Here is a 19,432-nt window from a genome sequence, read left to right as displayed (position 1 = left end):
ATGCGGCTGCAGGGGCGCACGGCCATCATCACCGGAGCGGGCTCGGGCATCGGCCGGGCCAGCGCAAATCTGTTCGCGGAGGAGGGCGCGCATCTCGCTCTGGTCGATCGCGATGCCGCAGGGCTCGAAGAGACGTTGCGCTTGGTGGGCGAGGCCACGACGCATGTCGGCGACGTCGGCGATGCCGCATTCGCCGAGACCGTCGTAAGCGACGTTGTCTCTCGGCACGGCCGGCTCGACATCCTGATGACGGCGGCCGGATTTTCCGTCGGCGGCACGGTGCTGACCACGGATCCGGACGATTGGGATGCCGTGTTCCGCACCAATGTCGGTGGCACCTGGCTGTGGGCGCGGGCCGCGGTGCCGCAGATGCAGCGGCAGAACAGCGGCTCCATCATCACGCTGGCCTCGCAACTCGCGATCGCCGGCGGCAAGGGCAACAGTGCCTACATCGCTGCCAAGGGCGCCATCGTCAGCCTCACCCGCACGATAGCGGTGGATTTCGCCACCGACGGCATCCGCGTCAACGCCATCGCGCCGGGTGCGATCGACACGCCGATGCTTCGCCGCAGCTTTGCCCGGCATGGCAATGCCGACGAGGTGCGCGAAGCCTCCCGCAACCGCCATGCCATGAAGCGGTTCGGCGTGGCTGAGGAGATCGCGCAGACCGCGCTGCATCTGGCGAGCGACGCATCCTCGTTCACGACCGGCACGGTGATGGTGGTCGACGGAGGTTGGCTCGCGGCATGAGTGATGCGCTGACACAGCTCGAAGCGGGCATTCGCGCCGATCTCGCCAGGATCGCGCATCCCGGCGCCGCCTGGCTCGAACCGAAGATGGGGCCGGACGGCAAGCCCGCTCTGGACGTGCTCATCGTCGGCGCTGGCCAATCCGGCGTGGCCATCGGCTTCGGTCTGATGCGCTCCCGCGTCAGCAACATCCTGCTGCTCGACAAGGCCGCGGAGGGGATGGAGGGGCCGTGGCTGACCTATGCCCGCATGCCGACCTTGCGCAGCCCGAAGGACTATACGGGGCCCGACCTCGATATCCCGAGCCTGACATATCAGTCCTGGCATGAAGCCCGCTTCGGCAAGGAGAGCTGGCAGGGGCTTGGCCTGATCGAGCGCGAGCATTGGGCGGACTATCTGCTCTGGCTGCGACGCACGATAGACCTGCCTGTGCGCAACGGCTGCGAGCTTCTGGAGATTGCGCCGGCGGCCGATGGCCTGCTGGCTGCCATCGTGAAACGATCCGGAGAAGTCGAGACGCTCCATGCGCGCAAGATCGTGCTGGCGACGGGACAGGAGGGCATGGGCGGCTGGATGATCCCCGAGCCGCTGCGCGATCTTCCTACACGTTCGGTCGCAACCGTCGCCGACGAGATCGATTTCGAAAACCTTCGCGGCAAGCGCGTCGCCGTGATCGGTGCCGGCGCATCAGCGTTCGACAATGCGGCCACGGCGCTGGAGGCGGGCGCCAGTGAGGTGCACCTGCTCTGTCGGCGCGAGCAGATCCAGGTGATCCAGCCCTATCGCTGGCTGACCTTCCGCGGCTTCCTGCGCCACCTCAGCGATCTCGACGATGCCTGGCGTTGGCGCTTCATGCGCGCCATCCTGGAAATGCGGGAAGGATTTCCGCAAGCGACCTACGACCGCTGCGCGCGCCACGCCAATTTCACATTGCATGAGGGTGCGCCGCTCGAGGCCGCGTGCGCGACCGGAAAAGGTATTGAATTGCACACGCCGCTTGGCGCCATCGCGGCGGACTTCGTCATCTGCGGCACCGGTATCGATATGAACTTTGCCGCGCGCGGCGAGCTCAGTCGATTTTCTGGCAATATCGCGACCTGGGCCGACCGTTATCAGCCGCCGGACAACGAGCGCAACGCGCGGCTCGGCCGCTTCCCCTATCTCGCCGACGATTACGCCTTCACCGAGCGCGTGCCGGGCGAGACGCCCTGGATCTCCGACATCCATCTGTTCGCCATCGCCTCGACCATGAGTTTCGGCCCGTCGGGGTCATCAATCAACGCGATGACGACGGCCGTGCCGAAGCTGGTCCACGGCCTGACGCGTGGCCTATTCCGCGCCGATGTTGCGCGGCACTGGGCCTCGCTCAGCGCCTACGACGTGCCGCAGGCCGTGGTCACGCGGAGGGCGGGAAAGATAGGAGAAGCGCGATGATTATCCATGCGCCGCCGCGACGATGCGCCTCTGCGAGACTGGCGCGCAACTTGCTTCTTTCTTAACCTGCCTTGCTGGCATTCTTGTTCGAAATTCGGGGAAAAACCAATGCGTTTTGTGTCTTTCAGGCCGGCGTCCTCCGTGCTCGCCGCCGCTGCGCTGTTGCTCGTCGCCACCGCGCCTTCGCAGGCGCAAACCCGGGCGGAGACGCTGCGCTATGTCACCGGCGCATCCGTCAACACGCTCGATCCCAACATCCCCGGCTCGACGCGGGAATCGTTCGCGCTGAGCATGAGCACCTATGACCGGCTGGTGGCGTTCGGCCGCAAGCAGCTCAATGGCAAATGGGTGTTCGATCTCGACAAGATCACCGGCGAGCTCGCCGAATCCTACGACGTCAGTCCCGATGGTCTGAAGCTGACCTTCCGCCTGCGCAAGGACGCAAAATTCCAGGACGGCTCGCCGGTCACGGCCGAGGACGTGAAATGGTCGCTCGATCGCTGCGTCACCGCGCCGATCCTCGGCAAGGCGCAGCTGCTCACGGGCTCCCTGACGTCGGCCGATCAGTTCAAGGTGATCGATCCTCTCACGATCGAGGTAACGTTGCCGAAGCCCGACAAGCTCGCGCTGCCGAACCTCGCCACCGTCTATCCCATGATCATCAATTCGAAGGTGGCGAAGGAGCATGCGACCGCGGATGATCCCTGGGCCACCGCCTGGCTGAAGGAGCACACTGCCGGCAGCGGCGCCTATGTGATCGAGACGTTCAAGCCGGGCGAGCAGGTGATCGTCAAGCGCAACGAGGCCTGGAATCGCGGTTCGCCCGATAAGCCGGCGTTCTTCAAGCGCGTGATCATCCAGTCGGTGCCGGAGCCGGCGACCCGCGCCAATCTGGTCGAGCGCGGCGATGCCGATCTCGTGGTCGATCTCCAGGCCAGCGACGTGCAGTCGCTGGAGGCCAAGGGCAAGCTGAAGGTGATCTCGACCCCGCAATACAATTCGATCACCTTCGTCTCGATGAACAACCAGATCCCGCCCTTCGATAACGTCAATGTCCGCCGCGCCGTCGCCTTTGCGCTGCCCTATGACGACATGTTCAAGGCCGCTCTGTTCGGCCGCGGCGCGCCGCTGTTCGGTGCGAGCTGGCCGGACGGCAAGCCGCTGAACGGCATCTATCCGTTCCAGCAGCCCGTCAAGATCGACCTCGACAAGGCCAGGGAATATCTCAAGGCCGCAGGGCTCCCCGAGGGCTTCTCGACCACCTTCAGCTTCAATGTAGGCCAGGCCTCGACCGCCGAGCCGATGGCGGCGCTGGTCAAGGAGTCGCTCGGCAAGATCGGGATCAAGGTCGACATCCAGAAGCTGCCGGACGCGCAGATGTCGACGCAGATCAACGAGAAGAAGCTGCCCTTTTACACCGAAGGCATCGTCGCGTGGCTGCCGTCCACGGACTACTTCTACCGCAACTTCTACACCGGCAATCAGCGCTGGAACTACAGCTCGATCAACAACCCGGACCTTGCCGCGATCGCGCAGGAAGCCCGCTTCGAGCCGGATAAGGCGAAGTATGAGGAAGCGGGCCGCAAGCTCAACGCGATGCATTTCGATTTGATGCCGCAAATCATGCTGTGGCAGCCGAACCAGGATGCGGTGATGGCGTCCTCGATCGAGGGCTACACCTACGAGTTCCACCGCCAGGTCGACTATCGCGATGTCAGCCGCAAGTGATAGCGTCAGTCCAAAGGAGCTCTAGAAGGTGAGGACCGGTCTTGGCGCAACGATGGTGCGGGCGGGCAGGCGGCTGCTGTCGTCGCTGCCGGCGCTGTTCGGTGTGCTGGTCTTCACTTTCCTCCTGATGCGCGTCCTGCCCGGCGACCCCGCGGTGTTCTTCGCCTCCGGGCCCAATGCCGGCAAGGAGGAGATCGAGCAGATCCGCAAGCAGATGGGGCTCGACAAATCGGTGCCGGAGCAGCTCGTGTTCTACCTCTCCGACATCGGCCGCGGCAATCTCGGCCGCTCCATGATGACCGGGCAGCCGGTGCTGAAGGATCTGCGCGAGCGGCTGCCGGCCTCGCTCGAGCTCACCTTCACCGCGCTCCTGATCGCGCTGATCGCCGCGGTGCCGCTCGGCGTGGTCGCGGCCTTGAAGCCGGGCTCGGTCGTCGATCACGGCGTCCGGCTGTTCTGCGCGCTCGGCGTCTGCGTGCCGACCTTCGTGTCGGGCCTGCTGCTGATCTACGTCTTCTACTATCTGCTCGGCCTTGCACCCGATCCGACAGGGCGGATCGACGTCTTCACGTCGCTGCCGCCGCAGCACACCGGGTTTCTCTCGATCGACTTCCTGCTCGCCGGTGATTTCGAGGGATGGTGGGCGGCCTGCAAGCAATTGATCCTGCCGGCGGTGAGCATGGCGCTGTTCGTGATCGCGCCGCTGGCGCGGATCACGCGTGCCTCGATGCTGGTCTCGCTCGGCAGCGACTTCGTGCGCACCGCGCGCTCGGTCGGGTTGTCCTGGCGCAAGGTGGTCGTGACCTACGCGCTGCGCAATGCGATCCTGCCCGTCATCACCATCGCCGGCATCGTGTTCTCGACCATGCTGGGCGCCAATGTGCTGGTGGAGAAGGTGTTCTCCTGGCCGGGCGTTGCCTCCTACGCGCTCGATGCGCTGCTATCCTCCGACTATGCGCCGGTGCAGGGCTTTGTGCTGCTGATGGCCAGCCTGTTCGTGCTGGTTAATCTGGTCGTGGACATCTGCTACGGCATCGCCGATCCCAGGGTCTCGATCGGATGACCAGCGCAACCCTCCGCCATTCGGTCTGGATCCTGCGCGGCAACCCGCTCACCGCCGTTGCCGCCACCGGTGTACTCCTGTTCGTGCTGGTTGCGATCTTCGGACCGTGGATCGTGCCTTACGATCCCGTAGCCTCCAACGTCTCGGAGGCGTTGCTGCCGCCGAGCGCGGCGCACATCGCCGGCACCGACCAACTCGGACGCGACGTGTTCAGCCGTCTCATCATCGCCGCGCGTCTTGATCTCGCCATTGCGGTCTCGGCCGTCGGCATCTCCTTCGCGATCGGTGCGGTGGTCGGCTCCTTCTGTGGCTATGCCGGCGGCCGGCTCGACCGCGGGGTCGGCCGTTTCGTCGACGTGATGATGGCCTTTCCGCTGTTCGTGCTGGCGATGGCCATGGTCGCAGCCCTCGGCAACCGGATCGAGAACATCGTGATCGCAACCGCGATCATCAATCTTCCCTTCTACATCCGCTTCGCGCGGGCCGAGGTCAATGTCCGCCGGAATGTCGGTTGGGTCGAGGCGGCGCGGGCCTGCGGCGAGAGCCATTTCTCGGTGGTGCTGCGCTTCCTGCTGCCGAACATCCTGCCGGCGATGGCGGTGCAGATCTCGCTCAACCTCGGCTGGGCCATTCTCAACGCCGCGGGCCTGTCCTTCATCGGTCTGGGCGTCAAGCCGCCGACGCCGGAATGGGGCATCATGGTAGCGGAAGGCGCGCGCTTCATCTCGACCGGGCGGTGGTGGCTGGTCGCATTTCCGGGGCTGGCGCTGATGATGGCCGTGCTGTGCTTCAATCTCCTCGGGGACGGGATGCGGGACATTCTCGACCCCCGCATGCGCACATGAGCGAGGCGCTGCTCAACATTGACGACCTCCACGTCGCGTTCTCGACGCGACGCGGCATGGTCGAGGCCGTGCGCGGCGTGACGCTCACCGTCGAGAAGGGCGAGATGCTCGGCCTCGTCGGCGAGAGTGGCTCGGGCAAGTCGGTGACCGGCTTTGCCACGACGCGGCTGCTCGACGCGGCCGGCCGCGTTACCGGCGGCAAGATCCTGTTTCGCGGGCAGGACGTGACAAAACTCAGGGGCGACGACCTTCGTCAGCTCCAGGGCGCCGCGATGTCGATGATCTTCCAGAACCCGCGGGCGGCGCTCAATCCGATCCGGGCCATCGGCCTGCAGATCGCGGACGCAATCCTCACCCATAAGCGCATCTCGAAAGAGGCCGCGCGGGGCGAGGCGCTGGACCTGCTGCGCGCCGTTCAGATCCGTGAGCCCGAGGCGCGGATGAACGCCTATCCGCATGAGCTCTCCGGCGGCATGTGCCAGCGCGTCATGATCGCGATCGCGATCTCCTGCAATCCCGCGCTGCTGATCGCGGACGAGCCGACCACCGGCCTCGACGTCACCACGCAAAAAGTGGTGATGGATCTCCTGGCGGACATCGCCGCCGCGCGCGGCATGGCCACGATCCTGATCACGCACGATCTCGGGCTCGCGGCGCGCTATTGCCGCCGTATTGCCGTGATGGAACGTGGCCGCATCGTCGAGGAGGCGAGTCCCAGGACACTCTTCAGCGCGCCACAGCACGCCTATACGAGGCGCCTGGTCGCGGCATCGCCGACCGCGACGTCCCGTATCGAAGATCTCGTGACGGAAGAGGAGCGGGAGCGCTACGCGACTGTCGTCGGCAAGCCCCGAGCGGAGCTCGCGCACGGCACGCCGCCGCTTCTGGAGGTGCGAAAACTGGCAAAGCGTTTCGACCAGGGCTCTGCTGCGGTGGCCGACTTCTCGATGACGATGGCCGGTGGCGAGAGCGTCGGTCTCGTCGGCGAGTCCGGGTCCGGCAAGAGCACGACGTCGCGGATGATCTGCCGCCTGATCGACCCGAGCGAAGGCGACATCGTGTTCGACGGGCATTCGATCGGCCACGTGGCCTCGCGCGACTTTCACCGCTCGCCCTTGCGCAAAGACATTCAGATGGTGTTCCAGGATCCGAACGAGAGCCTCAACCCGCGCTTTACGGCCTTCGATTGTATCGCCCACCCCCTGATGCGGCTTGGCGGCATGCGGGCGGGTGAGGCGCTGCGCGAACGGGTGGAAGAATGTGCGGAGCGGGTCGGGCTGCCGCTGGATCTGTTGCCGCGCTTTCCGCACCAGCTCTCCGGCGGCCAGAAGGCCCGCGTCGGCATCGCCCGCGCCATCGCCTGCCGGCCGCGGCTGCTGGTGCTGGACGAGCCGACGGCCGCGCTCGACGTCTCGGTGCAGGCGGTTGTGCTGCAACTGCTCGACCGCCTCAGGCGCGAGAACGACATCGCGCTGCTGTTCGTCAGCCACGATCTCAACGTGGTGCGCATGCTTTGCGACCGCACCATCGTGCTGCGCAATGGCGGAATCGTCGAGCAGGGCGAGAGCCGGGCGCTGTTCGACAATCCGAAGACGGACTACACGCGCAAGCTGGTCGAGGCCATCCCGCATATCGAGACCGGCGAGATGCTGGCGGCAGCTCTGTGAGGCCTGGGCCGGCCCAAAAGACATTGAGATCCCGCTGGCGAAGGTCCGGTTAGTGGCATACCATTTGCACGCCAACGGGTTCTGGTTTCACCTGCTCTTGGCCAACGATGGCCGGCATCACGGCATTAACGGGAGGACTTCATGGATCGCAGGACCGTATTGAAGGGACTGGCTGGCGCGGGCGGTCTGGCATTGACGGGCCTCTCGGCCCCCGCGATCGCGCAAGGCGCATCAGCCCGCACCCTCCGCTTCGTGCCGCAAGCCAATCTCGCCAATTTCGATCCGATCTGGGGCACGCAATATGTCGTGCGCAATGCCGCCGCGCTGGTCTGGGACACGCTTTACGGCATCGACGCGCAGCTGCAGCCGCAGCGGCAGATGGTCGAGTCCGAGGAGACTTCGGACGACGGCAAGATCTGGACGTTCAAGCTGCGCCCCGGTCTCAAGTTCCACGACGGCGAGCCGGTGCTGAGCAAGGATGTCGTCGCGAGCCTGTCGCGCTGGGCTGCGCGCGATCCGATGGGGCTGATGATCCTCGCCAACCAGCAGGAATTGACCGTCGTCGACGACCGCACCTTCAAATGGGTCTTGAAGCAGCCCTTCCCGAAAATGCTCTACGCGCTCGCCAAGAACAACGCGCCGTGCTCCTTCGTCATGCCCGAGCGCATTGCCAAGACGGATCCGTTCAAGCAGATCACCGAGTATGTCGGCTCCGGGCCGATGAAGTTCGCCAAGGGCGAATGGGTGCCAGGCGCCAAGGCCGTGTTCGAGAAGTTCACCGACTACGTGCCGCGCCAGGAGAAGCCGTCGTGGCTCGCAGGCGGCAAGCAGATGCAGCTCGATCGCATCGAATGGATCGTGATGCCGGATCCGGCCACCGCGGCCGCCGCCCTGCAGAACGGCGAGGTCGACTGGTGGGAGAACCCGATCGCCGATCTCGTGCCCGTGCTGAAGAAGAACAAGAACATCAGCGTCGATATCGGCGATCCCCTCGGCAATATCGGCTCGTTCCGCATGAACCATCTGTTCGCGCCGTTCAACGACGTGCGGGCGCGGCGCGCGGTGCTGATGGCGATGAGCCAGGAAGACTACATGCGCGCGATCGTCGGCGACGACAACGCATTGTGGAAATCGCTGCCTGGCTTCTTCACGCCGGACACCCCGCTCTACAGCGAGTTGGGTGGCGAGATCCTGAAGGGCAAGCGCGATCTCGATGCGGCCAAGAAGCTGCTGGCCGAGAGCGGTTATTCCGGCCAGCCGGTGACGTGCCTCGTGGCGCAGGATCAGCCGATCACCAAGGCGCAAGGCGACGTCACCGCGGATCTCCTGAAGCGGCTCGGCATGAATGTCGACTTCGTCGCGACGGACTGGGGCACGGTCGGCTCGCGCCGCGCGGCGAAGACGCCGCCCGGGCAGGGTGGCTGGAACATGTTCCACAGCTGGCATGCCGGCGCCGACTGCATCACGCCCGCCGCCTACACCGCCATCCGCGCCAATGGCGAGAAGGCCTGGTTCGGCTGGCCCAATAGCCCGAATACCGAGAAGGAGATCACGACCTGGTTCGACGCCAAGAATCTCGAGGAGGAGAAGGCGGCGATCGGGCGGGTCAACAAGGCCGCGCTCGAGGATGTCGTCTATGCGCCGACCGGCTTCTTCCTGACCTACACAGCCTGGCGCAAGAACGTCTCCGGCATCACCAAGGGGCCGCTGCCGTTCTTCTGGGGCGTGTCGAAGTCTGCATGATCGTGCGTTGAGGCCAGATGCTCTCCTACATCCTCCGTCGCATCGTCGCGACCCTGCCGGTCATGGCCATCGTCGCGCTGTTCGTGTTCAGCCTGCTCTACATCGCGCCGGGCGATCCCGCCGTGGTGATCGCGGGCGACCAGGCGAGCCCGGAGGATGTGGAGCGCATCCGCCAGAGCCTCGGTCTCGATCGCCCCTTCCTGGTCCAGTTCGGAAGCTGGGTCTGGCGTATCCTGCACGGCGATCTCGGCACCTCGATCTTCACCAATTTGCCGGTCTCGGCGATGATCGGGCAGCGCCTCGGACCGACGCTGTCGCTGATGATCGTCACGCTGCTGCTCACGATCGTGGTGGCGGTGCCGCTCGGCGTGGTGGCGGCCTGGAAGGCCGGCAGCCTGATCGACCGCGTCATCATGGGCTTTGCCGTGTTCGGTTTCTCGCTGCCCGTCTTCGTGGTCGGCTACATGCTCGCCTACATCTTCGCGCTCGAGCTCGAATGGCTGCCGGTGCAGGGCTATACGCCGCTCAACCAAGGCTTCTGGCCCTGGCTCGAGAACCTGATCCTGCCGGCGATCGCCCTCGGCTGCGTCTACATTGCCCTGGTCGCGCGCATCACCCGCGCCGCCATGCTCGAAGTCTTGCAGCAGGACTATATTCGCACCGCCAAGGCCAAGGGCTTGGGGCAGGGCGGCATCCTGTTCATCCACGCGCTGAAGAACGCGGCGGTGCCGATCGTGACCGTGATCGGGATCGGTATCGCGCTGCTGATCGGCGGCGCGGTGGTGACCGAGAGCGTGTTCGCGATTCCCGGCCTCGGCCGGCTCACGATCGATGCCATCCTGCGCCGCGACTATCCCGTCATCCAGGGCATCGTCCTGCTGTTCAGCTTCGTCTACGTCCTCGTCAATCTGATGATCGACGTCATTTACACGCTCGTTGACCCGAGGATCCGCTATTGACCGATACGACCGTCAATCCGCAATCGCTTCCGGCCGGGCTCGTTCTTGCGCCACAACTGCCTGAAATCCTGCGGCCGGTCACGATCCGGCGCGGCTTCGTCGGGTTCTTGCGCGGCCATCCCACGGTCGCGATCGGCGGCGCGCTGCTGCTGGCGCTCGTCCTGATCGCGATCTTTGCGCCCTATCTCTGGACGGTCGACCCGACCGCGCTCGCCCCCGCCAAGCGCACCCGGGCGCCGTCGGCCGATTTCTGGTTCGGCACCGACGTGCTCGGCCGCGACATCTATTCACGCGTACTGTTCGGTGCGCGGGTCTCGCTCACGGTCGGCCTGTCGGTCGCTATCTTCGCATCCGTGGCCGGCCTGGCCATCGGCATGGTCTCCGGCTTCATCCGCTGGGCCGACGGCATTCTGATGCGCTTCATGGACGGCTTGATGTCGATCCCGCCGATCCTGCTGGCGATCGCGCTGATGGCGCTGACGCGGGGGAGCGTCGGCAACGTCATCCTCGCCATCACCGTTGCCGAGATCCCGCGCGTTTCGAGGCTCGTGCGCAGCGTGGTGCTGTCGTTGCGCGAGCAGCCTTATGTGGATGCCGCAATCGCCTGCGGCACGCGCACGCCGATGATCATCCTGCGCCACATCCTGCCCAATACGCTTGCGCCCATGCTGGTGCAGGCGACCTATATCTGCGCCAGCGCCATGATCACCGAGGCGATCCTGTCCTTCATCGGCGCCGGCACGCCGCCGACCATTCCGTCCTGGGGCAACATCATGGCCGAGGGCCGCGCGCTGTGGCAGGTCAAGCCCTACATCGTGTTCTTTCCGGCGGCCTTCCTCTCGGTCACCGTGCTTGCGGTGAATCTACTCGGCGACGGTCTCCGCGATGCGCTCGATCCGCGCATGGCCAAGCGTCTCTGACCGGGGTTGATCGCGATGGCGCTGCTCGAAGTCGAAAACCTCCAGACCCACTTTCGTACCCCGGGCGGCATCAACCGCGCGGTGGATGGGGTGTCCTTCCATGTCAACGAGGGCGAGACGCTCGCCATCGTCGGTGAATCCGGCTGCGGCAAGTCGGTGACATCGATGTCCTTGATGCGGCTGATCCCGGAGCCGCCGGGCAGGATCGCAGGCGCGATCCGCTTTGCAGGGAGAGACCTGCTGCAACTCTCCGATCGCGAGATGCGCGCGATCCGCGGCAACGACATCTCGATGATCTTTCAGGAGCCGATGACGAGCCTCAATCCGGTGCTGACCGTCGGCCGGCAGATCCGCGAGACCTTGATGATCCATCAGGGCCTGGACAAGCAGGCCGCCGAGGCGCACGCGATCGAGATGCTGACGCTGGTTGGCATCCCCGAGCCGAAACGCCGCGTGCGCGAATATCCGCACCAGCTCTCCGGCGGCATGCGCCAGCGCGTCATGATCGCGATTGCGCTGGCCTGCAATCCCAAGCTTCTCATTGCCGACGAGCCGACCACCGCGCTCGACGTGACGATCCAGGCGCAGATCCTGAAGCTGATGCTGGACCTCAAGCGACGGGTCGGCGCGGCCATCATCCTGATCACCCACGATCTCGGCGTCGTCGCGGAGATCGCTGAGCGCGTCATGGTGATGTATGCGGGCCGCAAGGTCGAGGAGGCGCCGGTGGCAGAACTGTTCCGCGCGCCGCGGCATCCCTATACGCAAGGCTTATTAGGTGCGGTGCCGCGGCTCGGCTCGTCGCTGACGGGCACGGCAAGACGGCTCGCCGAAATTCCCGGGCAGGTGCCCGATCTCAGAAAGCCGATCACCGGCTGCGTCTTTGCCGGCCGCTGCGCGCTTGCGACCGATCTCTGTCGTCAATATGCGCCGGGGCTCGAAGAGAAAGGCCCTCGTCACGTCGCCGCCTGCCACTACGCAGCCAAGGGAGCTGTCGCGGCATGAGCCCTCCGCTGCTCCAGGTCAACGACCTCAAGAAGCACTTTCCGGTCAAGTCCGGCCTGTTCGGCCGCAAGTCCGAATTCGTCTATGCGGTCGATGGCGTCTCCTTCGAGATCGCGCGCGGCGAGACGCTGTCGCTGGTCGGTGAGTCCGGCTGCGGCAAGTCGACAGTCGGGCGCGCCATTTTGCGGCTGTTCGACATCACCGCAGGGCAGGTCATCCTCGACGGCCAGCGTATCGACGACGCACATCCGGGCACGATGCGCCAGATGCGCCGGCGCGTGCAGGTGGTGTTCCAGGACCCGTTCTCCAGCCTCAATCCGCGCATGCGGGTACGCGACATCCTGGCCGAGCCAATCCGGAATTTCGGCCTCGCCAAATCCGCCGAGGATCTCGAGGTCCGTGTCACCTCCCTGATGGACACCGTGCGTTTGCCGCGCGAGGCGCTGAACCGCAGGCCGCACGAGTTCTCCGGCGGCCAGCGCCAGCGCATCGGCATCGCCCGCGCGCTCGCGGCCGAACCCGAATTGATCGTCTGCGACGAGGCGGTCTCGGCGCTCGACGTTTCGGTCAAGGCGCAGATCGTCAATTTGCTGCAGGATCTCCAGAGCGAGTTCGGCCTCGCGTTGCTGTTCATCAGCCACGACCTCGCGATCGTCGAGCACATGACCCACCGCGTGGCCGTGATGTATCTCGGCAAGATCGTCGAGATAGCGCCGCGCCGAGAGATCTTTGCCGCGCCAAGGCATCCCTACACCAGGGCGCTGCTGTCCGCGGTGCCGCTCCCCGAGCCCGGCGCCCAGCGCAATCCCATCATCCTCAAGGGCGACGTGCCGAGCCCGATCAATCCGCCGAAGGGATGCCGCTTCCACACCCGCTGCCCGCTCGTCTTCGATCGCTGCCGGGTCGAAGAGCCGGTGCTTCGCGCAGTTGGGACCGAGCAGTGGGTGGCCTGTCATCTCGAAGACGGAGCTGTGGCGACGAGCGGCTGAAGGGTGAGATTCGCGCCGGAAATTCGTCAGCAAAAACAACCCCATTCTACTGTGCATGGGGTTGTTTTCGCATTTTTGATGGGGCCCGGCCTCAACCCTGCCGGCGCAGGAAGCCCGTGATCGTCACCTTTTCCCAGATGCCGGCCGCGGCAAAGGGGTCGGCACGGTTGAAGGCCTCGACGTCGCCACGGCCGGGGGCCTCGATCAGGAACAGGCTGCCGATCATCGTTTGACCATCGTCGGAGACGAGCGGCCCCGACATCACGATCTTGACGCCGAAGCGCGAGGTGTCGCTCAGGAACGCCTTGTGGGCATCGTAATTGGCGAGCCGGGTCGGCAGCGCGCCGGCGCGGTCGACGGCGTGAATGGCGAACAGCATGGTGGTCTCCGTTTCTTGACTTTGGTTCTTGGGACGGCCGCGAGAGGCGGCCGTCCGGACTTGCTGTGAAGGGTTGGTCTACTTCGCGCCGAGCTTGCCGGCTTCCTCGAAGGTTGGGCAGGTCCGCTGCTCCAGCGGCACGTCGAAGGGCCCAAAATTGTCCTTGGTGATGACGGTCGGCTTCAGCACGATCTCGCTGATGACCGGCTGATTGCGCAGGGACCGGATCGCCATCATGGTGCCGAGGCAGCCTTGCGCAAATCCGTTATAGTCGCCGCTGGCGAGCAGCTTGCCGGATTTGATCGCGTCGATGGCCTCCTTGGTGCCATTGATGCCGATCACCTGGGCCTTGCGGTTGGCGCCGTCGAGCGCCTCGATCGCACCGACCGCCATGGCGTCGTTGGCCGCCAGCACGCCGTCGATCTGCGAATTCGACTGCATCAAATTCTCCATCACCTGGAGCGCTTGGAGCCGCTGGTAGTTGCCCGGCTGCGAGGCCAGGAGCTTCGCACCAGGGGTCTCCTTCAGCGCGTCGTTGAAGCCGCGGACCCGGTCGACATTGGTCAGCGAACCCTTGACGCCCTCGATGATGACGATGTTGCCCTTGCCGCCCAGCGACTTAAGCAGGTAGCGCGCGGTCTCGAGCCCGAGGCTGTAATCGTCGGCGCCGACGAAGGAGAGGAACTTGCCGCCCGCGGAGCGGTCGGTGATGTTGACGACGGGGATCTTGGCTTCGTTGATCTTCTCGACGCCGGGTACCATCGCCTTGTAGTCGACCGGCGTGAAGACGATCGCGCTCGGCTTCTTCACCACGACATCCTCGATCTGGCTCAGTTGCTCCGGGATCGAATCCGGCTTGGTCGGGATGTACTGAAGCGTCTTGGCGTTCAGCGTCTTCCCCATGTTGTCGGCGCCGACCCGCACCGTCTGGAAGAACGGGTTGGTCTGGTTCTTGGTGAAGACGGCGATGGTCTCGCCGTCGGCGCGCGCCTGCGTGGTGAACGCGGCCGCCATCAGCAACGGCAGCGCCAGATAGCCCAGTTTCTGTCTCATATTGCCTCCATCCCTCGTTTTGCTTGTTGGATATCGAAAAACACTTACTGCGCGCGGCGGCGGGTCTTCATGTCGAGCCAGACCGCGAGAATGACGATGATGCCGGTGACGAGCGGCTGCCAGTTGGCGCTGACCGAAAGCAGGTTCATGCCGTTCAGCACCAGCGTCAGGATCAGCGCGCCGATGAAGGTGCCGAACACGGTGCCGACGCCGCCGAACAGCGAGGTGCCGCCGATCAGCACGGCCGCGATCGCGGGCAGCGTCAGGCTCTCGCCGATATCGGCCTCGGCCGAATTGAGCCGCGACAGGAAGATGATCGATGCAAGGCCCGCCATGGTGCCCGAGACCGCGTAGACCAGCAGCAGGCGGCGCGCGACGGGGATACCGGAGAGGCGGGCCGCGACCGGATTGGCGCCGATCGCATAGATCTCCTGGCCCCAGATCGTGCGCTGCGCAAACAGCGTCCCGATCCCGAGGAACACCAGCAGCAGATAGACCGGGATGGGCAGGCCGAACAGATAGCCGCTACCGATCTGGCGGAAGCCCGCGGGGAAGCCGTGAAGGGTCTCGCCCGCCATGTACCAGTAGGTGAGGCCGTTCAGCACCCACAGCATGCCATAGGTGGCGATGAAGGAGGGGATGCGCAGCGCAGTGACCATGATGCCGTTGAGCAGGCCAACGATGCCGCCGCAGGCAAGCCCGGTGAGGATACCGAGCGCGGGCGAACCGGTCTTGTGGATCACAGTGCCGGCGATGCAGGCCGACAGCGCAACATTGGCGCCGACGGAGAGGTCGAGGCCGGCCGTCAGCACCACCAGCATCAGGCCGGAGGCGATGAAGAAGGTCAGGCTCGCTTGTCTCAGCACATTGAGGATGTTGCCGAGGCTCAGGAAGGAATCGCTGAGCACGGCGAGCACCGCGCAGATCAAGAGGGCCGCGAGCAGGCGATAGAACACCTGGATCGCGTCCTGCGACAGGAATGAGCGGGGTGGCATCATCGCCTCTTTGGAGATGTCGGTCATGCCCGGCTCCTGAGACCATCGAGGAACAGCGCGATGATGACGAGGACGCCGACGCTAGCAACTTGCACGGAGGAGGGCAGCGAGATCAGGTTCAACCCGTTGCGCAGCACGCCGACCGAGAGGACGCCGAGCAGGGTACCGAGCAGCCAGCCATTGCCGCGCTCGAACGAGGTGCCACCGACGGCGACCGCGGCGATGGCATCGAATTCGAGGCCAAGGCCGGCGGTCGGGTGGCCGGAATTCATCCGCGCGGTCATCAACAGGCCCGCGATGCCGGCCATGGCGCCGCCGAGCGCGTAGACCGCGATCAGCAGCTTGTTCGGCGAGAGGCCGGCATAGCGCAGGGCCTCGCGGTTGCCGCCGAGCGCGAAGATGTAGGTGCCGAAGCGGGTGTGATAGAGCAGGCCGTGAAACGCAGCGTAGGTGACGAGCGCCATCACGATCGGCACGGGAATGCCGAGCAGTGTCGCCGAATAGATGTCGCGGACGCTGTGGGGGATGCCGACCACGCTCTGGCCGTCGCTGACGATCAGCGACAGGCCCTGGGCCATGCCGAGCGTGCCCAGCGTCGCGACGAAGGGCGGAATGCCGAGGATGGCGACCAGCCAGCCGTTGGCGACGCCGAAGGCCGCACCGACCAGCAGGCCGGCGCCGAAACCCAGCAACATCGATTTGGTGGCCAGCGAAACGATCGCGACGCAGAGCGAGGTCAGGGTCAGCACCGCGCCCATCGACAAGTCCAGCCCCTCGGTCATGATGATTAGGGTCATCGGCAGCGCGAGCATGGTCAGGATGGTCGACTGCACCAGCACGTTGGAGAGGTTGGCGACCGACAGGAAGCCAGGCGCGATCACGCTGAACAGCGTGATCAGGAGCACCAGGACGATGGCAACGCCGGGAATGCGTTGCAACGGATTGGGTTGTGAAACGACCGCGGCCTCACGCATGATGCATCCCCAATCGCACGATGTTTTCCTCGGTCAGTTCGTTGCGGTTCAGGTGGCCGGCGATGCGCCCCTCGCGCATCACATAGGCGCGGTCGCAGACATGGCAGATCTCGACCTGCTCGGACGAGATCATCAGTGCCGCCGCGCCTTCCGCGACCAGACGGTCGATCAGCGCAAAAATCTCGGACTTGGCGCCGATGTCGATGCCGCGCGTCGGCTCGTCGAAGATGAAGAGCTTTGAGCCGGCCGCCAGCCATTTGCCGATCACGACCTTCTGCTGGTTGCCGCCCGAGAGCAGGCCGACGGTCTGACGCGCACTCGGTGTCGCGATCCTCAATTGCCGGATCAGGCCGTCGGACGTGCGCTGCGCACCGCGCTGGTCGAACAGCCCGCTCGGGAACAGTTTTCGCAGCGCCGAGACCACCAGATTGTCGCTGACCGAGCGCAGCAGCGCGAGGCCCTCGCTCTTGCGGCTCTCCGGGATCAGCGCGATGCCCCGGCGGGCGGCGAGGTCAGGCTCGCCGGAGATGGTCTTGCCGTCGAAGATGATCTCGCCGGCGCTGACGGGATCGGCGCCGAAGATGGCGCGCGCGACTTCGCTGCGGCCCGAGCCGACCAGGCCGCATAGGCCGACGATCTCGCCCCGGCGCACCTCGATGTTGATGTCGGAGATGCCGGTCGAGGCGGTCAGACCCTTGACCTCGAGCAGCAGATCGCCGGGCTTGTCGGCAAAGTTGCGCGGATAGGTCATGTCGACGTTGCGGCCGACCATCATGCGGACCAGTTGGTCCGGCGTAACGTCGGCGGGCCGGACGCCGTCGATGCGCCGGCCGTCGCGTAGTACCGTGATACGATCGCCGAGTGCGAACACTTCGGCCATCCGGTGCGAGATGTAGACGATCGACACGCCGTCGGCCTTCAGCCGCGCGATCAAGGCGAACAGCAACTCGGTCTCGCGGTCGGACAGCGCCGCGGTCGGTTCGTCCATGACGAGGATGCGGGCGTTCTGGCTGATCGCCTTGGCGATCTCGACCATCTGCTGCTGCGCGACGCCGAGCTTATCGACAATGGTGGAGGGATCGATGTCGAAGCCGATGGTATCGAGCACGCGCTTTGCGTCAGCCAAAATCTTGCGGCGGTCGATGGTGCCGGGGATGTGGCCTTTCGGCTCGCGGCCGAGGAAGATGTTCTGTGCGATATCGAGATAGGGGACGAGCGAGAATTCCTGGAAGATCACGGCAATGCCGAGCTTCTGCGTATCTGCCGTCGAGGAGATCGCGACCTTCTCGCCCTTGTAGTAGAACTCGCCGGCATCGGCGCGGTAGGCGCCGCACAGCACCTTCATCAGGCTCGACTTGCCGGCACCATTCTCGCCCAGCAGCATGTGGACCTCGCCGGGGTGAACGGCAAAGGACACGTCATCCAGCGCCTTGACGCCGGGGAACTCCTTGCTGATGTCGCGCAGCTCCAGCAGCGGCGTCGGCGAGGTGACTTCGATGGGGAGCGCGTCGCTCATGCTTTGGCTCCGCTCGCAAAGATCTTTCCAGGGTTCATCAGACCATTCGGATCGAGCGCGGCCTTGATGGATCGCATCACATCGACGGCTTCGCCGAGCTCGTCGGTGAGATAATCGATCTTGCCAAGCCCGATCCCGTGCTCGCCGGTGCAGGTTCCGTCCATGGCGATGGCGCGGGCGACCATGCGGGCCTGCAGCGCCTTGGCGCCTTCGGCCTCCTCCGGCTTTGTCGGATCGATCAGGATCAGCATGTGGAAATTGCCGTCGCCGACATGGCCGACGATCGGCGCGGTAAAGCCGTGCTCGTCGGCGTCGCGCCGCGTCTCGGTCAGGCATTCCGCCAGCCGCGAGATCGGCACGCAGACATCGGTGATCACGGCGCGCGCGCCGGGCCGGAGGCCGAGGCCGGCATAGAGCGTGTTGTCGCGGGCGTGCCAGAGCCGGCTGCGATCTTCCTGTGCCTTGGCCCAGGCAAAGCCGTGGCCGCCATTGTCGGCGGCGATCGTCTGCGCGGCCTCGGCCTGCTCGGCGACCGAACTCTCGGAGCCGTGGAATTCGAAGAACAGGGTGGGCGCTTCGCGATAGCCGAGCTTGGCGTAGGCATTGATGCCGCGCATCATGACGTCGTCGAGCAGCTCGATGCGTGCGACGGGGATCGCGGACTGGATCACGGAGATCGCGGTGTCGACGGCATTATGGAGTGTGTCGAAGCTGCAGACCGCGGCCGAGATCGCCTGCGGCACCGGATGCACCTTCAGCGTGATCTCGGTGATGATTCCGAGCGTGCCCTCCGCGCCGACGAACACGCGGGTGAGGTCATAACCGGCGGCCGACTTCCGCGCACGCTTCGCGGTCCGGATCACGCGGCCATCGGCCAGCACCACTTCCAGCGCCATGACATTGTCCTTCATGGTGCCATAGCGCACCGCCATAGTGCCGGAGGCGCGCGTGGAGGTCATGCCGCCGATCGAGGCGTCGGCGCCGGGGTCGATCGGGAAGAACAGGCCGGTGTTGCGCAGCTCCGCATTGAGCTGCTTGCGGGTAATGCCAGGCTGCACCACGACATCCATGTCGCTGTCGTGCACGGTGAGCACCTTGTTCATGCGGGCGAAGTCGAAGCAGACGCCGCCGGCGACCGAGGCCGCATTGCCTTCGAGCGAGGTGCCGGCGCCGAACGGAACGATCGGCATGCCCGCGCTCGCGCACAGCTTGACGATCTCCGCGACCTCCTGCGTGGTCTCAGGGAAGACGACGATGTCGGGCGGCAAATTGCGATAATGCGACTCGCTTTGCCCGTGCTGATCGAGCACGCCGCGCGCAACGCTCGCGCGCGGGCCGATCATGCCCGTGAGGCGCTCGGCCAAGATGCTCGTGCTGACCCGCGGTCCCATCCTCAGCTCCCGTCTGCTCCCT

17 protein-coding genes are annotated in these 19,432 nt (G+C 65.3%); 11 read left to right on the top strand and 6 right to left on the bottom strand.

What is annotated here, in order from left to right:
* The 11 genes from GGD61_RS17625 (at position 1) to GGD61_RS17575 (ending at position 13,102) form a co-directional block, all read left to right on the top strand.
* The gene (locus GGD61_RS17625) at positions 1-750 is read left to right on the top strand and encodes an SDR family oxidoreductase (RefSeq protein WP_092256131.1); all 750 of its coding nucleotides are present in this window, start codon (positions 1-3) and stop codon (positions 748-750) included.
* Complete coding sequence (locus GGD61_RS17620; protein ID WP_092256128.1) at positions 747-2,183, top strand: NAD(P)-binding domain-containing protein; 1,437 nt, start codon at positions 747-749, stop codon at positions 2,181-2,183. The genes GGD61_RS17625 and GGD61_RS17620 overlap by 4 nt, the downstream gene beginning before the upstream one ends.
* A gap of 108 nt (positions 2,184-2,291) precedes the next feature.
* Positions 2,292-3,911: an ABC transporter substrate-binding protein gene (locus GGD61_RS17615; protein ID WP_092256126.1), complete on the top strand. Its 1,620-nt coding sequence runs from the start codon at positions 2,292-2,294 to the stop codon at positions 3,909-3,911.
* A gap of 28 nt (positions 3,912-3,939) precedes the next feature.
* Complete coding sequence (locus GGD61_RS17610; protein ID WP_026201579.1) at positions 3,940-4,974, top strand: ABC transporter permease; 1,035 nt, start codon at positions 3,940-3,942, stop codon at positions 4,972-4,974.
* Positions 4,971-5,819: an ABC transporter permease gene (locus tag GGD61_RS17605; RefSeq protein WP_018315991.1), complete on the top strand. Its 849-nt coding sequence runs from the start codon at positions 4,971-4,973 to the stop codon at positions 5,817-5,819. Before GGD61_RS17610 ends, GGD61_RS17605 begins: the two co-directional genes overlap by 4 nt.
* Entirely contained in the window at positions 5,816-7,486 is a 1,671-nt protein-coding gene (gene nikE / locus GGD61_RS17600; RefSeq protein ID WP_092256123.1) for an ABC transporter ATP-binding protein, read from the top strand. The genes GGD61_RS17605 and nikE overlap by 4 nt, the downstream gene beginning before the upstream one ends.
* A 141-nt stretch (positions 7,487-7,627) precedes the next feature.
* On the top strand, positions 7,628-9,229 hold the full coding sequence (locus GGD61_RS17595) for an ABC transporter substrate-binding protein (RefSeq protein ID WP_092256119.1): 1,602 nt from the start codon (positions 7,628-7,630) through the stop codon (positions 9,227-9,229).
* 17 nt (positions 9,230-9,246) lie between these two features.
* Positions 9,247-10,188, top strand: coding sequence for an ABC transporter permease (locus GGD61_RS17590; RefSeq protein ID WP_018315994.1), 942 nt, complete (start codon positions 9,247-9,249; stop codon positions 10,186-10,188).
* The gene (locus GGD61_RS17585) at positions 10,185-11,108 is read left to right on the top strand and encodes an ABC transporter permease (protein ID WP_018315995.1); all 924 of its coding nucleotides are present in this window, start codon (positions 10,185-10,187) and stop codon (positions 11,106-11,108) included. The genes GGD61_RS17590 and GGD61_RS17585 overlap by 4 nt, the downstream gene beginning before the upstream one ends.
* A 15-nt stretch (positions 11,109-11,123) precedes the next feature.
* The gene (locus GGD61_RS17580; RefSeq protein WP_018315996.1) at positions 11,124-12,113 is read left to right on the top strand and encodes an ABC transporter ATP-binding protein; all 990 of its coding nucleotides are present in this window, start codon (positions 11,124-11,126) and stop codon (positions 12,111-12,113) included.
* A complete protein-coding gene (locus GGD61_RS17575) occupies positions 12,110-13,102 on the top strand; it encodes an ABC transporter ATP-binding protein (RefSeq protein WP_028142478.1) in 993 nt (330 codons plus the stop codon). Before GGD61_RS17580 ends, GGD61_RS17575 begins: the two co-directional genes overlap by 4 nt.
* A 91-nt stretch (positions 13,103-13,193) precedes the next feature.
* Here GGD61_RS17575 and GGD61_RS17570 read toward each other — a convergent pair whose 3' ends face one another.
* The 6 genes from GGD61_RS17570 to GGD61_RS17545 all read right to left on the bottom strand — a co-directional run bounded on the left by GGD61_RS17570 (position 13,194) and on the right by GGD61_RS17545 (position 19,410).
* Positions 13,194-13,481: a YciI family protein gene (locus tag GGD61_RS17570; protein ID WP_038970499.1), complete on the bottom strand. Its 288-nt coding sequence runs from the start codon at positions 13,479-13,481 to the stop codon at positions 13,194-13,196.
* A gap of 78 nt (positions 13,482-13,559) precedes the next feature.
* Positions 13,560-14,534, bottom strand: coding sequence for a sugar ABC transporter substrate-binding protein (locus GGD61_RS17565; protein WP_183230943.1), 975 nt, complete (start codon positions 14,532-14,534; stop codon positions 13,560-13,562).
* Positions 14,535-14,578: 44 nt separating this feature from the next.
* Positions 14,579-15,556, bottom strand: a complete 978-nt coding sequence (locus GGD61_RS17560; RefSeq protein ID WP_183230942.1) for an ABC transporter permease — start codon at positions 15,554-15,556, stop codon at positions 14,579-14,581.
* Positions 15,553-16,503 (bottom strand): ABC transporter permease, encoded by a 951-nt coding sequence (locus GGD61_RS17555; protein ID WP_183230941.1) that lies wholly within the window; start codon positions 16,501-16,503, stop codon positions 15,553-15,555. The genes GGD61_RS17560 and GGD61_RS17555 overlap by 4 nt, the downstream gene beginning before the upstream one ends.
* Positions 16,496-18,019: a sugar ABC transporter ATP-binding protein gene (locus GGD61_RS17550; protein WP_183230940.1), complete on the bottom strand. Its 1,524-nt coding sequence runs from the start codon at positions 18,017-18,019 to the stop codon at positions 16,496-16,498. Before GGD61_RS17550 ends, GGD61_RS17555 begins: the two co-directional genes overlap by 8 nt.
* On the bottom strand, positions 18,016-19,410 hold the full coding sequence (locus GGD61_RS17545) for an FAD-linked oxidase C-terminal domain-containing protein (protein WP_183230939.1): 1,395 nt from the start codon (positions 19,408-19,410) through the stop codon (positions 18,016-18,018). Before GGD61_RS17545 ends, GGD61_RS17550 begins: the two co-directional genes overlap by 4 nt.
* Positions 19,411-19,432: the final 22 nt, after the last annotated feature.

Source organism: Bradyrhizobium sp. SBR1B (assembly GCF_014198205.1).
In the GTDB taxonomy this organism is placed as follows: domain Bacteria; phylum Pseudomonadota; class Alphaproteobacteria; order Rhizobiales; family Xanthobacteraceae; genus Bradyrhizobium.
This window is presented reverse-complemented; position numbering and strand designations above follow the sequence as displayed.

Excerpts from the sequence above, each read along its gene's own strand:
- GGD61_RS17625 (WP_092256131.1), top strand. The coding sequence starts at position 1 with ATGCGGCTGCAGGGGCGCACGGCCATCATCACCGGAGCGGGCTCGGGC.
- GGD61_RS17620 (WP_092256128.1), top strand. The coding sequence starts at position 747 with ATGAGTGATGCGCTGACACAGCTCGAAGCGGGCATTCGCGCCGATCTC.
- GGD61_RS17615 (WP_092256126.1), top strand. The coding sequence starts at position 2,292 with ATGCGTTTTGTGTCTTTCAGGCCGGCGTCCTCCGTGCTCGCCGCCGCT.
- GGD61_RS17605 (WP_018315991.1), top strand. The coding sequence starts at position 4,971 with ATGACCAGCGCAACCCTCCGCCATTCGGTCTGGATCCTGCGCGGCAAC.
- nikE (WP_092256123.1), top strand. The coding sequence starts at position 5,816 with ATGAGCGAGGCGCTGCTCAACATTGACGACCTCCACGTCGCGTTCTCG.
- GGD61_RS17595 (WP_092256119.1), top strand. The coding sequence starts at position 7,628 with ATGGATCGCAGGACCGTATTGAAGGGACTGGCTGGCGCGGGCGGTCTG.
- GGD61_RS17590 (WP_018315994.1), top strand. The coding sequence starts at position 9,247 with ATGCTCTCCTACATCCTCCGTCGCATCGTCGCGACCCTGCCGGTCATG.
- GGD61_RS17580 (WP_018315996.1), top strand. The coding sequence starts at position 11,124 with ATGGCGCTGCTCGAAGTCGAAAACCTCCAGACCCACTTTCGTACCCCG.
- GGD61_RS17575 (WP_028142478.1), top strand. The coding sequence starts at position 12,110 with ATGAGCCCTCCGCTGCTCCAGGTCAACGACCTCAAGAAGCACTTTCCG.
- GGD61_RS17570 (WP_038970499.1), bottom strand. The coding sequence starts at position 13,481 with ATGCTGTTCGCCATTCACGCCGTCGACCGCGCCGGCGCGCTGCCGACC.
- GGD61_RS17565 (WP_183230943.1), bottom strand. The coding sequence starts at position 14,534 with ATGAGACAGAAACTGGGCTATCTGGCGCTGCCGTTGCTGATGGCGGCC.
- GGD61_RS17560 (WP_183230942.1), bottom strand. The coding sequence starts at position 15,556 with ATGACCGACATCTCCAAAGAGGCGATGATGCCACCCCGCTCATTCCTG.
- GGD61_RS17555 (WP_183230941.1), bottom strand. The coding sequence starts at position 16,503 with ATGCGTGAGGCCGCGGTCGTTTCACAACCCAATCCGTTGCAACGCATT.
- GGD61_RS17550 (WP_183230940.1), bottom strand. The coding sequence starts at position 18,019 with ATGAGCGACGCGCTCCCCATCGAAGTCACCTCGCCGACGCCGCTGCTG.
- GGD61_RS17545 (WP_183230939.1), bottom strand. The coding sequence starts at position 19,410 with ATGGGACCGCGGGTCAGCACGAGCATCTTGGCCGAGCGCCTCACGGGC.